Below are 12,262 nucleotides of genomic sequence, written 5' to 3'. Positions count from 1 at the left end.
GCCCTGGGGGCGTCAGCCTTGTTTGACCACGTTGATCATCCAGGGGACGCCAAAGCGGTCGACGACTTTGCCGAAGCCGTGGGCCCAGAAGGTTTCCTGCCAGGCCATCTCAATGCGCCCGCCGACAGCCAGCGCGTCGAACCAGCGCTGGCCTTCAGCGACATCGCTGGGATCGAGGACGAGGGTGAAGCCGGCGTAATGCACATCGGGCCCGAAGGCGCTGTCGCTCAGCATCAGCTCGCCATTATTGATGCGCAGGCTGGCGTGGGCGATAGCATCATCCGCCATCTTCTGGCCAGACGGGCAGCCGTCTGACGCTTCCTGCGCCGGGGGCGGCATTTCGCCAAAGGTCATTTTAAACATCAGCTCTGCGCCCAGCGTCTGCTGGTAGAAGGCGATCGCCTCGGCGCAGTTGCCCGCAAAGGCAAGGTAGGGACTTAAGGACATGGTGAATACCTCAGTGACCGTAACCCGTAAAGCGTAGTCGCCCGGCAGGCGATTGAGCCAGACGGCAGGGCGAAAAGGGGCGCTGAAATATGACGGCAGGCGACAGCGTAAATAGCGGTTGCCGGCGAGGGAAATAACAGGATGCGCCGGGGGACAAACGGCCACCAGGATATCGGGAGCGGCGACGGTTATGTGAAAAAATAATCGCGCCGCCTACCCGAAATTAAATCAGTTCTTTTTCACAAATTCCGATTTGAGCTTCATCGGACCAAAACCGTCAATTTTGCAGTCAATATTGTGATCGCCTTCGACCAGACGGATATTTTTCACTTTGGTGCCGATTTTCAGCATCGAAGAGCTGCCTTTAACCTTCAGATCTTTCACGACGGTAACGCTGTCGCCATCGGCCAGTAAATTGCCATTGGCATCTTTAACGATCAGAATGTCGCTCTCTTCCGTCGCCTCGGCAGGGTTCCACTCATGGGCACATTCCGGGCAGATGTACATGCCGCTATCTTCATAAGTGTAAGTCGAATCGCATTTTGGGCAGTGTGGCAGTTGCATGACGCTCCTCATGATGTCGTCGAAAAACAGGACGTTGGTCCTTTAAACAGCGGCTGAGAGCCGAAAGTGGGTATGATTATAGCGCAATCACCCACTTTTGTCGGGTGTTTTTTTGCTAAAAAATAGCCGTGGTGTTATTCCGGAAAGAAGCGAATAAACGCTGAAATTAACCGCCCGAAGTGGAGCAAAATCGACGAAATAATTTCCGCGCGATCGGTAGGAAATGAACTTATTTATTTTCCGACACTCTGTAATGAGGCGGTAAATTTCTGTGAAGTTGATCGCAGATATAAACACTGTTAGGGTAAAAAAGGGGAGCAGGTCAATTTCATCAAGCATCACGATGAGCCGCTCCATTTATTCACCAGTAGCCAGAGCAGGCGTCAACAGGTTCGGTTGTACATTCTGTCAGCAGACAGTGCAGGCAAACCTGCTACGCTTGAAATGAGGAGCACAGCAATTCACCGCTCCTGACGCACGATGCGAATGGCCTTGCCATTCGGCGAAGAGGCGTGCACTCAAGGCGGAGTAGCAGAGGAAAAATATGCTTAAAAGGAAAAAAATAAAGCCCATCACCCTTAAGGATGTGACCATCATCGATGATGGTAAACTGAAAAAGGCGATCACCGCGGCCTCCCTGGGCAACGCGATGGAGTGGTTCGATTTCGGCGTCTACGGCTTTGTGGCCTACGCCTTAGGTAAAGTCTTCTTCCCCGATGCCAACCCAAGCGTGCAGATGATTGCCGCGCTGGGTACCTTCTCCGTACCATTTTTAATTCGTCCGTTAGGAGGCCTGTTCTTCGGGATGCTGGGCGATAAATATGGTCGGCAAAAAATTCTCGCGATAACTATCGTGATCATGTCGATAAGTACTTTCTGTATCGGCCTTATTCCGTCGTATGCCACGATAGGTATCTGGGCACCGATCCTGCTGCTGCTGTGTAAAATGGCGCAAGGCTTCTCGGTTGGCGGTGAATATACCGGGGCGTCGATCTTCGTCGCGGAATACTCTCCTGACCGCAAGCGCGGCTTTATGGGCAGCTGGCTGGACTTTGGCTCCATCGCCGGGTTTGTGATGGGGGCCGGCGTGGTGGTTCTCATCTCCAGCGTGGTGGGTGAACAGAACTTTCTCGACTGGGGTTGGCGTATCCCGTTCTTCCTGGCGCTACCGTTAGGTATCATTGGTCTCTACCTGCGCCATGCGCTGGAAGAGACGCCAGCGTTCCAGCAGCATGTTGACACCATGGAGCAGGGCGACCGTGAAGGACTGCAGGACGGGCCGAAGGTCTCTTTTAAAGAGATTGCCACCAAGCACTGGCGTAGCCTGCTGACCTGTATCGGTCTGGTGATTTCCACCAACGTGACTTACTACATGCTGCTGACCTACATGCCGAGCTATCTGTCGCATAACCTGCACTACTCGGAAGATCATGGGGTGCTGATCATCATCGCTATCATGGTCGGGATGCTGTTTGTACAGCCGGTTATCGGTATGCTCAGCGACCGTTTCGGCCGTCGCCCGTTTATCCTGATTGGTAGCGTGGCGCTGTTTGCCCTGTCGATCCCGGCCTTCATTATGATCAACAGCAACGTGACTAGCCTGATCTTCGCCGGCCTGCTGCTGCTGGCGGTGGTGCTGAACTGCTTTATCGGGGTGATGGCCTCCTCGCTGCCGGCGATGTTCCCGACGCACATCCGCTTCAGCGCCCTGGCCAGCGCCTTTAACATCTCGGTGCTGATTGCCGGTCTGACGCCAACCCTGGCGGCGTGGCTGGTGGAGACCACCCAAAACCTGATGATGCCGGCGTACTACCTGATGGTTATCGCGGTGGTGGGTATGGCGACGGGCCTGTCGATGAAAGAGACGGCTAACCGTCCGCTGAAAGGGGCGACCCCGGCGGCGTCGGATATTCAGGAAGCGAAAGAAATCCTTGGCGAGCACTACGATAACATCGAGCAAAAAATCGAAGATATCGATCAGGAGATCGCCGATCTGCAGGCAAAACGGTCGCGTCTGGTGCAGCAGCATCCGCGTATCAACGACTAACCGTTTTCACTGTTAATCATGCCGCCTGGGGAAACCCCGGCGGCATTTTTTATGCCTTCGGCAAGGCCAGGCCGTGACGCCGCTGCTGGCTGAGTTTACGGTACTGCTGCGGCGGCATGCCCACGTAGCGGGTAAAGGTGCTGTAGAAGCGGCTGCTGGAGCGAAAACCGGCGGTAAGGGCAATATCCAGGATGGTCTTGTCGGTATCGCTCAGCAGCGCCCGCACATGATTGATACGCATGGCGGTAATGTACTGCTTCATGGTCTGCTGCATCACCCGCTGAAAGACCCCCATCGCATAGTTCGGGTTGAGCTTCACGTGCTCCGCAACGGCATTGACGGTCAGCGCCTGGTCGTAGTGGGCAGCGATAAACTCCAGCATCTGGCTGACATAAAACTGCGCGTGGCGGGAGACGCTGTTCTTGTGGGTGCGTGAGGTTTTATTGACCAGAATCGGCTGCCAGCCGGCGAGGCTCAGCCGCTTCAGCATCAGGGCGATTTCATCGATCGCCAGCTGGCGTATCTGTTCATTCTCGTGGCTCAGTTCCTGCTGCCAGCGGCGCACTTCGAAGGCGCTCAACTGCTGCGCGGCGAGGGATTTAATCACCATCCCATGGGTGACGTGGTTGATAAGCTCCCGGTCCAGCGGCCATGAGAGAAACAGATGCATCGGCAGGTTGAATATCGCCATCTGCTGGCAATCGCCGGGGCGGGTCAGCTGATGCGGCGTACAGGCCCAGAACAGAGTGATATAGCCTTTCTCAATGCGCACCACTTCGTTATTAATCAAATACTCCACGTCGCCATCGAACGGCACGTTGACCTCCACCTGGCCGTGCCAGTGGCTGGTGGGCATGGCGTGCGGCGGGCGCAGTTCGATATCCATACGCTGATACTCGGAGTAGAGCGCCAGCGGGCTGCGGCTCTGCTTTTCGTCGCTGCTGCACATAAAGGGATCGGGGGGCAGAGAGGTGAAGCGGTGTTCCATCGTTAGCGTATTCCTGAATTGTCAGAGTGGCTGCATTTTTCGCCAGAACTGACGACAGCTTAGCGGAAGAATCGGCCCATTTTCTCTCCTTTTTGCTCAATCTGTTCCCGAAATCTCAGATTTTGTGGCGCTTAATGGCCGATCTGAGCTTTCGGGAATGCTCCGGCGGGAACAGGGCAGCGCAGCGGGGAGCGGCGTGCCACTCTGCAAGTGTTCAATGACCTGATGGAGAGTGCGTGATGTCTGCCCCAAAAATTACTTTTATCGGCGCCGGTTCGACGGTGTTCGTCAAAAATATTCTCGGTGATGTTTTCCAGCGCCCGGCGCTGAAATCGGCGCATATCGCGCTGATGGATATCGATGAAACCCGGCTGGAAGAGTCGCATATCGTGGTGCGCAAGCTGATGGATTCCGTGGGCGCGAACGGCGAAATCAGCTGCCACCGCGACCGGAAAATCGCCCTGCAGGGCGCCGATTTTGTCGTCGTTGCCTTCCAGATTGGCGGCTATGAGCCCTGTACCGTCACCGATTTTGCAGTCTGCAAGCGCCACGGCCTGGAGCAGACCATTGCCGATACGCTGGGGCCGGGAGGCATTATGCGCGCGCTGCGCACCATCCCGCACCTGTGGGCTATCTGCGACGATATGAGCGAGGTCTGCCCGGACGCCACCATGCTTAACTACGTCAACCCGATGGCGATGAACACCTGGGCGATGTACGCCCGCTACCCGCATATCAAGCAGGTTGGCCTGTGCCACTCGGTGCAAGGCACAGCGGAAGAGCTGGCGCGCGACCTCGATCTCGATCCGGCGGATTTACGCTACCGCTGCGCGGGGATTAACCATATGGCGTTCTATCTGTCGCTGGAGAAAAAGCTCGCGGACGGCAGCTACGTCAGTATCTACCCCGACCTGCTACAGGCCTACGCCGACGGGCGGGCGCCGAAGCCGAACCTGCACGGCAACCCGCGCTGCGAAAACATTGTCCGCTATGAAATGTTCAAAAAGCTGGGCTACTTCGTCACCGAGTCCTCGGAGCATTTCGCGGAATACACGCCATGGTTTATCAAGCCGGGCCGCGATGACCTTCTCGCTCGCTATAAAGTGCCGCTGGATGAATACCCTAAACGCTGCGTCGAGCAACTGGCCAACTGGCATCAGGAGCTGGAGAGCTATAAGCGCGGGGAGCGCATTGAGGTGAAACCCTCCCGCGAATATGCCAGCACCATCATGAACGCCATCTGGACCGGCGAGCCAAGCGTGGTGTACGGCAACGTGCGCAACGATAATCTCATCGACAACCTGCCTCAGGGCTGCTGTGTGGAAGTGGCCTGCCTGGTGGACGCCAACGGCATCCAGCCGACCAAAGTGGGCGCGCTGCCGGCGCATCTGGCGGCGCTGATGCAGACCAATATCAACGTGCAGACGCTGCTCACGGAGGCGATCCTCACTGAAAATCGCGATTACGTCTATTACGCCACGATGATGGATCCGCACACCGCCGCGGTGTTGGGGATCGAAGAGATCTACGCGCTGGTGGACGATCTGATCGCCAGCCACGGCGACTGGCTGCCGGCCTGGCTGCACCGTTAATCCTCTTATGCCGCCGGGGCAACGAACCCGGCGGTGCCTGTCACGCTCTATCAAACGCTAAAGGAGGCGCTGGCGACAGCGACCTGGACCCTATGAGTATTTCAATGACAACAAAGCTCAGCTACGGATTTGGTGCCTTTGGTAAAGATTTCGCTATCGGTATCGTCTACATGTACCTGATGTATTACTACACCGATATTGTTGGCTTATCGGTCGGGGTGGTTGGCACCTTGTTCCTGGTGGCAAGGATCCTCGATGCGATAGCCGATCCGATTATGGGATGGATCGTTAACTGTACGCGGTCGCGATGGGGAAAGTTCAAACCGTGGATCCTGATCGGCACGATAACCAACTCGGTGGTGCTGTATATGCTGTTCAGCGCCCACCATTTCAGCGGCGGGGCGCTGCTGGCGTGGGTGTGGCTAACCTACCTGCTGTGGGGCTTCACTTACACCATCATGGATGTGCCGTTCTGGTCGTTGGTGCCGACCATTACCCTCGATAAACGCGAACGCGAGCAGCTGGTGCCTTACCCGCGCTTTTTCGCCAGTCTGGCGGGATTTGTCACGGCCGGCGTCACGCTGCCGTTCGTCAACGCCGTCGGCGGCGCCGATCGCGGTTTCGGTTTTCAGATGTTCACTCTGGTGCTGATCGCCTTCTTCGTCGTTTCCACCCTCGTCACCCTGCGCAACGTGCATGAGGTTTACTCCTCCGACAGTGGTGTGAGCGAAGACTCCAGCCACCTCTCACTGCGCCAGATGGTGGCGCTGATCTATAAAAACGATCAGCTGGCCTGCCTGTTAGGCATGGCGCTGGCCTATAACACGGCGGCGAACATTATCGCTGGCTTTGCGATTTACTACTTTACCTACGTGATTGGCAGCGCGGAGATGTTCCCGTATTACATGTCCTACGCCGGGGCGGCGAATTTGCTGACGCTGATCCTGTTCCCACGACTGGTAAAAGGGCTATCGCGGCGCATTCTGTGGGCGGGTGCTTCGATCATGCCGGTGCTGGGCTGCGGCGTGCTGTTGCTGATGGCGCTGGGCGGCGTTTACAACATCGCGCTGATTTCGCTGGCCGGGGTGCTGTTGAATATCGGCACCGCGCTGTTCTGGGTGCTGCAGGTTATTATGGTGGCCGATACCGTCGACTATGGCGAATATACGATGAATATCCGCTGCGAAAGCATCGCCTATTCCGTTCAAACGCTGGTAGTCAAAGCCGGTTCGGCGTTTGCGGCCTGGTTTATCGCTATCGTGCTCGGTATCATCGGTTACGTGCCGAATGTTGTGCAGTCGTCCCACACGCTGCTGGGGATGCAGGCGATTATGATTGCGCTGCCGACGCTCTTTTTTGCTCTGACGCTGTTTCTCTATTTCCGTTATTACAAACTGAATGGCGATATGCTGCGACGGATTCAGATTCACCTGCTGGATAAATATCGCCGGGTACCGGAAAATGACGTCGAGCCGGAACGGCCGATTGTGGTACCCAATCAGGTGTAAAAAGCGTGCGAAAACCGCTGACGAAAGAGGGGAGGGATGCTCTCTTTTTGAGCAAAAAACAGTGTCTTAAAAAGACAGAAAGAGAAAACTGTAGTTCTCTATTTTATCTCAATTATTTCTCTTTTTGAGTGTTCTGGACTGTTTGTTTCTCCGATTGTTCTCAAATAAAACTCAGAATTGTCTCTTTTTCGTGCTCTTGCGCTGCTTTTTAACTCTTGCTACTCTTTTTGGGTCTTACATTTTTCTCTTATTTGTCTCAGTGATGGAGCAATGCAATGCGCATTTTTATCGATGATGGTTCAACCAATATCAAAATGCTGTGGGAGCAAGATGGCGAAACTTTCACCCATATCAGCCCCAACAGTTTTAAACGCGGCTGGTCTGCCACCTTCGGTTCGGGGAAGCCTTTTAACTACACGGTGGATGATGAAAAGTACTCATTCGACCTGATCACTCCCGATGCGCTCCCAACCAATAACATTGACTGGCAATACAGCCCGTTGAACTCCATCGCTGTCCATCACGCGCTGCTGACCAGCGGTCTTGAGCCACAGGATGTTGAAATTGTGGTCACCCTGCCGCTGACCGAATTTTATGATGAAGATGCGCAATATCGCCTCGACAATATTGAGCGCAAGAAAAAGAGCCTGCTGCGCGACGTTAAACTGAATAAAGGCGTGGTGTTCAATATCACTAAAGTTACCGTGCGCCCGGAATCGATTCCGGCGGGCATTAGCCTGTGTGATGAGCTGAAACCGTCGCATTCGGTGCTGATTATCGACCTTGGCGGCACCACGCTGGATATTTCAATGGTCGCCGGGCAGATGACCTCGGTTTCGCGCATTTACGGCGACCCGAAGCTGGGCGTATCGCTGGTGACCGACGCCGTTAAGCTGGCGCTGGCCCGGGCGAATACCGACACCTCCAGCTATAACGTCGACCAGATAATCATCAACCGCCACGACGAAGAATACCTGACCGACAACATCAACGATCCGGATGCGGTTTCTGAGGTGAAGAAGGTGATCAATAACAGTATCGAACGTCTGACCACGCGTGTCCTGACGGCCATCGATAGCTTTAAAGGCTATTCGCACGCGATCGTCATTGGCGGCGGCGCGCCGCTGGTTGCCGACGCCATTCGTGAACGGATGGGTCTGCGCGAGGATCGTTTCGTGGTGGCTGAAGAGCCGCAGTTTGCCCTGGTGCGTGGTCTGAAAATTATTGGTTAAGGAGCGTCTATGACTCTGGATCGCAGAAAAGTGCTGATTTACCTGCGCCCGGATATCAGCGCCAGCGAGCGCTTCGCGGACGCAAAAATTGAGGCCCATCACCGTGGCGACCGCGGCGATATGTCGCGTACCGCGCTGCTGGCGGGGCTGGCGTTAGGGGAAGTCGATAGCCGCTTGCCGTCGATGCTGGCGGCGTTGCTGGCGGAAGATACTAAACCGGAAACGCTGCGTAAGATGCTGGCCTCGTTCCTTGAGATCCAGCCGGCCTCTCCCGCCCCGGCAGCCGCCCCGGCTAAGGCGCCGGAGCCGCCCGCGCCGGTGAGCGAGAGCGTCTCCGCGCGTAATCTCGCCGGTTCGTTACCGGATTAAGCGCTATTCCCGGTTTGCGCGACCCGGGAAACTCCCCGGCTTGCGCTGCGCTTAGTTTGTATGCCGGGTATGGCGTAGCCGCCATTCGGCATACAGACGGCTCCCTGGCTGGGGCCATGCCCGGCGGCGCTACGCTTGCGCGGGCCTACGGATCCAGTTCAATGGTGGGCTCCAGTGCCGTTTGTAGGCCGGGTAAGGCGTAGCCGCCACCCGGCATACAGGCGGCTCCCTGGCTGTAGCCATGCCCGGCGGCGCTACGCTTGCGCGGGCCTACGGATCCAGTGCAATGGTGGGTCCAGTGCCATTTGTAGGCCGGGTAAGGCGTAGCCGCCACCCGGCATACAGGCGGCTCCCTGGCTGGGGCCATGCCCGGCGGCGCTACGCTTGCGCGGGCCTACGGATCCAGTGCAATGGTGGGCCCAGTGCCATTTGTAGGCCGGGTAAGGCGTAGCCGCCACCCGGCATACAGGCGGCTCCCTGGCTGGGGCCATGCCCGGCGGCGCTACGCTTGCGCGGGCCTACGGATCCAGTGCAATGGTGGGCACTGTGCCGTTTGTAGGCCGGGTAAGGTGTAGCCGCCACCCGGCATACAGGCGGCTCCCTGGCTGGGGCCATGCCCGGCGGCGCTACGCTTGCGCGGGCCTACGGATCCAGTTCAATGGTGGGCTCCAGTGCCGTTTGTATGCCGGGTATGGCGTAGCCGCCATTCGGCAAACAGGCGGCTCCCTGGCTGGGGCCATGCCCGGCGGCGCTACGCTTGCGCGGGCCTACGGATCCAGTGCAATGGTGGGCACTGTGCCGTTTGTAGGCCGGGTAAGGTGTAGCCGCCACCCGGCATACAGGCGGCTCCCTGGCTGTGGCCATGCCCGGCGGCGCTACGCTTGCGCGGGCCTACGGATCCAGTGCAATGGGTGGGCTCGATGTCATTTGTAGGCCGGGTATGGCGTAGCCGCCATTCGGCAAACAGGCGGCTCCCTGGCTGGGGTCATGCCCGGCGGCGCTACGCTTGCGCGGGCCTACGGATCCAGTGTAATGGTGGGTCCAGTACCATTTGTAGGCCGGGTAAGGCGTAGCCGCCACCCGGCATACAGGCGGCTCCCTGGCTGGGGCCATGCCCGGCGGCGCTACGCTCGCGCGGGCCTACGGATCCAGTGCAATGGTGGGCCCAGTGCCGTTTGTAGGCCGGGTAAGGCGTAGCCGCCACCCGGCGCGAAGACGGAACGCCACGACCCGGGATGTCGCCCCTATCCGTGGGCGAGGAAGCGCGCCAGGCGCTGCTGCAGCAGGCGATTTTCGCGGGTCAGCCGCGCGTTCTCATCCAGCAGGGTCAGCGCCACCGCAATTCCCGGCCAGTCCAGCTCCAGCTCGTTACGCAGGCGTACCGCGCGATGCACGATCGTCACCGCGCTGTCGTCGAACAGCCAGGTGTCCGCCTGCGGCTGGTGTGGCTCAATCATCCCTAAGCCGACGATCTCCGTCAGCTCCTCTTCCGACACCCCGGTACGCAGGCACAATTCGGTAATGGTAAACGTCACTGTTACTGTAGCCATCAGGCTTTCCCCCATGTCTTACGCGGATCGAAGCTGGCTTCGGCGGCGGCCAATTGTTGCCAGAGCTCACGCGCTTTTTCATCTGGTTTTGGCGGCATCACTATTTTAATAACGGCGAACAAATCGCCGGTGTGGGTTTTGCTCACGAGTCCTTTCCCTTTGATACGCAGTCGCTGCCCTGCCTGACTGCCCGGCGGCACCGTCAGCAGAATGCTCTCTTTCAGGGTGGGCACCGTCACTTTCGCGCCCAGCGCGGCCTCCCATGGCGCCAGCGGCAGGACGATCTCCAGGTTATGACCGACAATATCGAATAGCGGATGCGGGGCGATGTGGATAACCAGCCACAGATCGCCGTTCGGGCCGCCATTCTCCCCCGGCGTCCCCTGGCCTTTTAGGCGGATACGCTGACCATCGACTACCCCGGCGGGGATCTTCACATTCAGCGTTTTCGGCGTTTCGCTTTCGATCATGCCAAACACGTTGTACACCGGCAGGTTATAGCTGATGGTGCGCGTCTGCTCGGCCAGCGTCTCTTCAAGGAACACCGCCACTTCGATCTCCAGATCGTGGCCGCGCGCCGCGTGTTGACGACGACGCTGATGCGCCTGCTGGCCAAACATGGAGGAGAAGATGTCGTCGAAATCTTGCTGACTGTAGCTCTGCTCGTGGGTCTGTCGCTGGCGACCGAAGCCGGGATCGTTGCGATGCTGCCAGAGCTGATCGTATTCGGCGCGCCGTTGCTCATCTTTCAGGACTTCCCAGGCTTCGGCGAGATCCTTAAATTTGGCTTCGGCATCGTTTTCTTTACTGACGTCGGGGTGATATTTGCGCGCCAGGCGGCGGTAGGCGGTCTTGATGGTTTTCAGATCGTCGGTTGGTTGCACCCCGAGAATGGCATAATAATCCTTCAATTCCATGATTTTATCTCATCTATGCTCAGTGCGGTGGTTACATATTCCCTGGAACAGGCGTCAGTATAAAGCGTAGGGCAAATGCGCCCTGACGGGGAAGAAAAGTGGCGGAAACTTGACGCCGTCGGGGTAGACGGCGCCGTGGATAAGATTAGTCTTTCGCCTGCGGCCGTGGGCGGCGGCGCCATCCGGTGAATAGCACCAGCAGCGCGCCGACGGCGCCAGCCAGGCGCGCGGTGCCCTCGCCGGCGCTGGGAAACAGCTGGCGAATGGTAGGGTCGCTGACCAGCATTGACCCGGCAATCCAGCCGATGAGCATCCCGCCCAGCAGCACCACCGCGGGAAAGCGGGTGAGCAGGACCAGCACCAGCTTGCTGCCGGCGACAATAACCGGAATGCTGATCGCCACGCCGAGGGCGACCAGCGCAATGTGCCCTTTCCCCGCAGCAGCTACCGCCAGTACGTTATCCAGCGACATAATCACATCGGCAACAGTGATGGTGATCGCGGTGCGCCACAGGCTGCCAGAGCTGCTAACCTCGCTCTCTTCTTCCTCATTCCTGACCAGCTTGATACCAATCCACAGCAGGAGCAGGGCGCCGACTATTTTCAGCCACGGCAGCGACAGGAGATACAAAGCGATCGCCAGCAGCAGAACGCGCGCCAGGATGGCGCCCACGGTACCGATGATGATCGCTTTGGTGCGTTTCTGCGGCGGCAGTTTGCGGCAGGCCATGGCGATCACCACGGCATTGTCGCCACCCAGCAGTAAGTCGATGGCGACAATCTGCAGCATAATCACTGCCATGTCCCATTGTTGAAGAAATGCATACATATCGAGAGAAACCACCTGAAAAAAGAGCAAGAAAAACCGCTGCGCAGGGTACTCCGCCTGGGCCGCGTTGACCACTGGCGCAGACCTGCGCTATCGCGCGGGAAAGAGAGAGCCTGAAAAATAAAGTTACGAATCAAGGCGCCGTTGGGCAAGGCTTCGGCGAAAAAGGGTGATATTTTGTCACCCAGACTCACCTGCCGTTCACTTATCGCAAGGATC

Annotated in this window: 15 protein-coding genes; 7 read left to right on the top strand and 8 right to left on the bottom strand. The window is 57.6% G+C overall.

Annotated elements, in window-relative coordinates:
• Positions 1-12 precede the first annotated feature (12 nt).
• From yjdN to ACR809_RS23580, 3 genes are all read right to left on the bottom strand, one after another.
• A complete protein-coding gene (gene yjdN, locus ACR809_RS23590; protein WP_002885221.1) occupies positions 13-447 on the bottom strand; it encodes a VOC family metalloprotein YjdN in 435 nt (144 codons plus the stop codon).
• Between the two features lie 228 nt (positions 448-675).
• Positions 676-1,011 (bottom strand): zinc ribbon domain-containing protein YjdM, encoded by a 336-nt coding sequence (locus tag ACR809_RS23585; protein WP_004177783.1) that lies wholly within the window; start codon positions 1,009-1,011, stop codon positions 676-678.
• Positions 1,012-1,098: 87 nt separating this feature from the next.
• On the bottom strand, positions 1,099-1,368 hold the full coding sequence (locus tag ACR809_RS23580) for a hypothetical protein (protein WP_009484475.1): 270 nt from the start codon (positions 1,366-1,368) through the stop codon (positions 1,099-1,101).
• Between the two features lie 187 nt (positions 1,369-1,555).
• On the opposite strand from ACR809_RS23580, the gene proP reads away from it, so the two are divergent.
• On the top strand, positions 1,556-3,058 hold the full coding sequence (gene proP, locus ACR809_RS23575) for a glycine betaine/L-proline transporter ProP (protein WP_002885227.1): 1,503 nt from the start codon (positions 1,556-1,558) through the stop codon (positions 3,056-3,058).
• 49 nt (positions 3,059-3,107) lie between these two features.
• Here the strand turns inward: proP and melR are convergent, their stop codons facing one another.
• Positions 3,108-4,046 (bottom strand): transcriptional regulator MelR, encoded by a 939-nt coding sequence (melR, locus tag ACR809_RS23570; protein WP_004177781.1) that lies wholly within the window; start codon positions 4,044-4,046, stop codon positions 3,108-3,110.
• Positions 4,047-4,285: 239 nt separating this feature from the next.
• Between melR and ACR809_RS23565 the strand changes: the two genes are divergently transcribed.
• The 5 genes from ACR809_RS23565 to ACR809_RS23545 all read left to right on the top strand — a co-directional run bounded on the left by ACR809_RS23565 (position 4,286) and on the right by ACR809_RS23545 (position 8,747).
• Complete coding sequence (locus ACR809_RS23565; RefSeq protein ID WP_122051603.1) at positions 4,286-5,638, top strand: alpha-glucosidase/alpha-galactosidase; 1,353 nt, start codon at positions 4,286-4,288, stop codon at positions 5,636-5,638.
• Positions 5,639-5,730: 92 nt separating this feature from the next.
• Entirely contained in the window at positions 5,731-7,146 is a 1,416-nt protein-coding gene (melB, locus tag ACR809_RS23560; protein ID WP_019724884.1) for a melibiose:sodium transporter MelB, read from the top strand.
• Between the two features lie 5 nt (positions 7,147-7,151).
• A complete protein-coding gene (locus ACR809_RS23555; protein ID WP_004146677.1) occupies positions 7,152-7,274 on the top strand; it encodes a hypothetical protein in 123 nt (40 codons plus the stop codon).
• A gap of 147 nt (positions 7,275-7,421) precedes the next feature.
• The gene (gene parM / locus ACR809_RS23550; protein WP_004146678.1) at positions 7,422-8,378 is read left to right on the top strand and encodes a plasmid segregation protein ParM domain-containing protein; all 957 of its coding nucleotides are present in this window, start codon (positions 7,422-7,424) and stop codon (positions 8,376-8,378) included.
• 9 nt (positions 8,379-8,387) lie between these two features.
• Positions 8,388-8,747, top strand: a complete 360-nt coding sequence (locus tag ACR809_RS23545; protein ID WP_023280751.1) for a plasmid partitioning/stability family protein — start codon at positions 8,388-8,390, stop codon at positions 8,745-8,747.
• Between the two features lie 145 nt (positions 8,748-8,892).
• Here the strand turns inward: ACR809_RS23545 and ACR809_RS23540 are convergent, their stop codons facing one another.
• The 3 genes from ACR809_RS23540 to cbpA all read right to left on the bottom strand — a co-directional run bounded on the left by ACR809_RS23540 (position 8,893) and on the right by cbpA (position 11,214).
• Positions 8,893-9,081: a hypothetical protein gene (locus tag ACR809_RS23540; RefSeq protein WP_162992562.1), complete on the bottom strand. Its 189-nt coding sequence runs from the start codon at positions 9,079-9,081 to the stop codon at positions 8,893-8,895.
• Positions 9,082-9,991: 910 nt separating this feature from the next.
• On the bottom strand, positions 9,992-10,297 hold the full coding sequence (cbpM, locus tag ACR809_RS23535) for a chaperone modulator CbpM (protein WP_002885324.1): 306 nt from the start codon (positions 10,295-10,297) through the stop codon (positions 9,992-9,994).
• A complete protein-coding gene (gene cbpA, locus ACR809_RS23530) occupies positions 10,297-11,214 on the bottom strand; it encodes a curved DNA-binding protein (protein ID WP_002885338.1) in 918 nt (305 codons plus the stop codon). The genes cbpM and cbpA overlap by 1 nt, the downstream gene beginning before the upstream one ends.
• 75 nt (positions 11,215-11,289) lie before the next feature.
• Between cbpA and ACR809_RS23525 the strand changes: the two genes are divergently transcribed.
• On the top strand, positions 11,290-11,403 hold the full coding sequence (locus ACR809_RS23525) for a hypothetical protein (RefSeq protein WP_020316611.1): 114 nt from the start codon (positions 11,290-11,292) through the stop codon (positions 11,401-11,403).
• Here the strand turns inward: ACR809_RS23525 and ACR809_RS23520 are convergent.
• Positions 11,360-12,043, bottom strand: a complete 684-nt coding sequence (locus ACR809_RS23520) for a TerC family protein (RefSeq protein WP_004221988.1) — start codon at positions 12,041-12,043, stop codon at positions 11,360-11,362. The two genes, ACR809_RS23525 and ACR809_RS23520, sit on opposite strands and share 44 nt — an antisense overlap.
• Positions 12,044-12,262: the final 219 nt, after the last annotated feature.

The organism is Klebsiella sp. CD33, assembly GCF_051992865.1.
Lineage (GTDB): Bacteria > Pseudomonadota > Gammaproteobacteria > Enterobacterales > Enterobacteriaceae > Klebsiella > Klebsiella pneumoniae.
Note: the sequence above shows the minus strand (reverse complement) of the source record. Positions and strands in the feature narration are given on the sequence as shown.

What these genes read in the sequence shown, in the direction of transcription:
- cbpM (WP_002885324.1), bottom strand. Translation starts at nt 10,297, where the DNA reads ATGGCTACAGTAACAGTGACGTTTACCATTACCGAATTGTGCCTGCGT.
- ACR809_RS23565 (WP_122051603.1), top strand. Translation starts at nt 4,286, where the DNA reads ATGTCTGCCCCAAAAATTACTTTTATCGGCGCCGGTTCGACGGTGTTC.
- melB (WP_019724884.1), top strand. Translation starts at nt 5,731, where the DNA reads ATGAGTATTTCAATGACAACAAAGCTCAGCTACGGATTTGGTGCCTTT.
- proP (WP_002885227.1), top strand. Translation starts at nt 1,556, where the DNA reads ATGCTTAAAAGGAAAAAAATAAAGCCCATCACCCTTAAGGATGTGACC.
- ACR809_RS23580 (WP_009484475.1), bottom strand. Translation starts at nt 1,368, where the DNA reads ATGGAGCGGCTCATCGTGATGCTTGATGAAATTGACCTGCTCCCCTTT.
- ACR809_RS23520 (WP_004221988.1), bottom strand. Translation starts at nt 12,043, where the DNA reads ATGTATGCATTTCTTCAACAATGGGACATGGCAGTGATTATGCTGCAG.
- parM (WP_004146678.1), top strand. Translation starts at nt 7,422, where the DNA reads ATGCGCATTTTTATCGATGATGGTTCAACCAATATCAAAATGCTGTGG.
- ACR809_RS23525 (WP_020316611.1), top strand. Translation starts at nt 11,290, where the DNA reads ATGCGCCCTGACGGGGAAGAAAAGTGGCGGAAACTTGACGCCGTCGGG.
- ACR809_RS23545 (WP_023280751.1), top strand. Translation starts at nt 8,388, where the DNA reads ATGACTCTGGATCGCAGAAAAGTGCTGATTTACCTGCGCCCGGATATC.
- yjdN (WP_002885221.1), bottom strand. Translation starts at nt 447, where the DNA reads ATGTCCTTAAGTCCCTACCTTGCCTTTGCGGGCAACTGCGCCGAGGCG.
- cbpA (WP_002885338.1), bottom strand. Translation starts at nt 11,214, where the DNA reads ATGGAATTGAAGGATTATTATGCCATTCTCGGGGTGCAACCAACCGAC.
- ACR809_RS23585 (WP_004177783.1), bottom strand. Translation starts at nt 1,011, where the DNA reads ATGCAACTGCCACACTGCCCAAAATGCGATTCGACTTACACTTATGAA.
- melR (WP_004177781.1), bottom strand. Translation starts at nt 4,046, where the DNA reads ATGGAACACCGCTTCACCTCTCTGCCCCCCGATCCCTTTATGTGCAGC.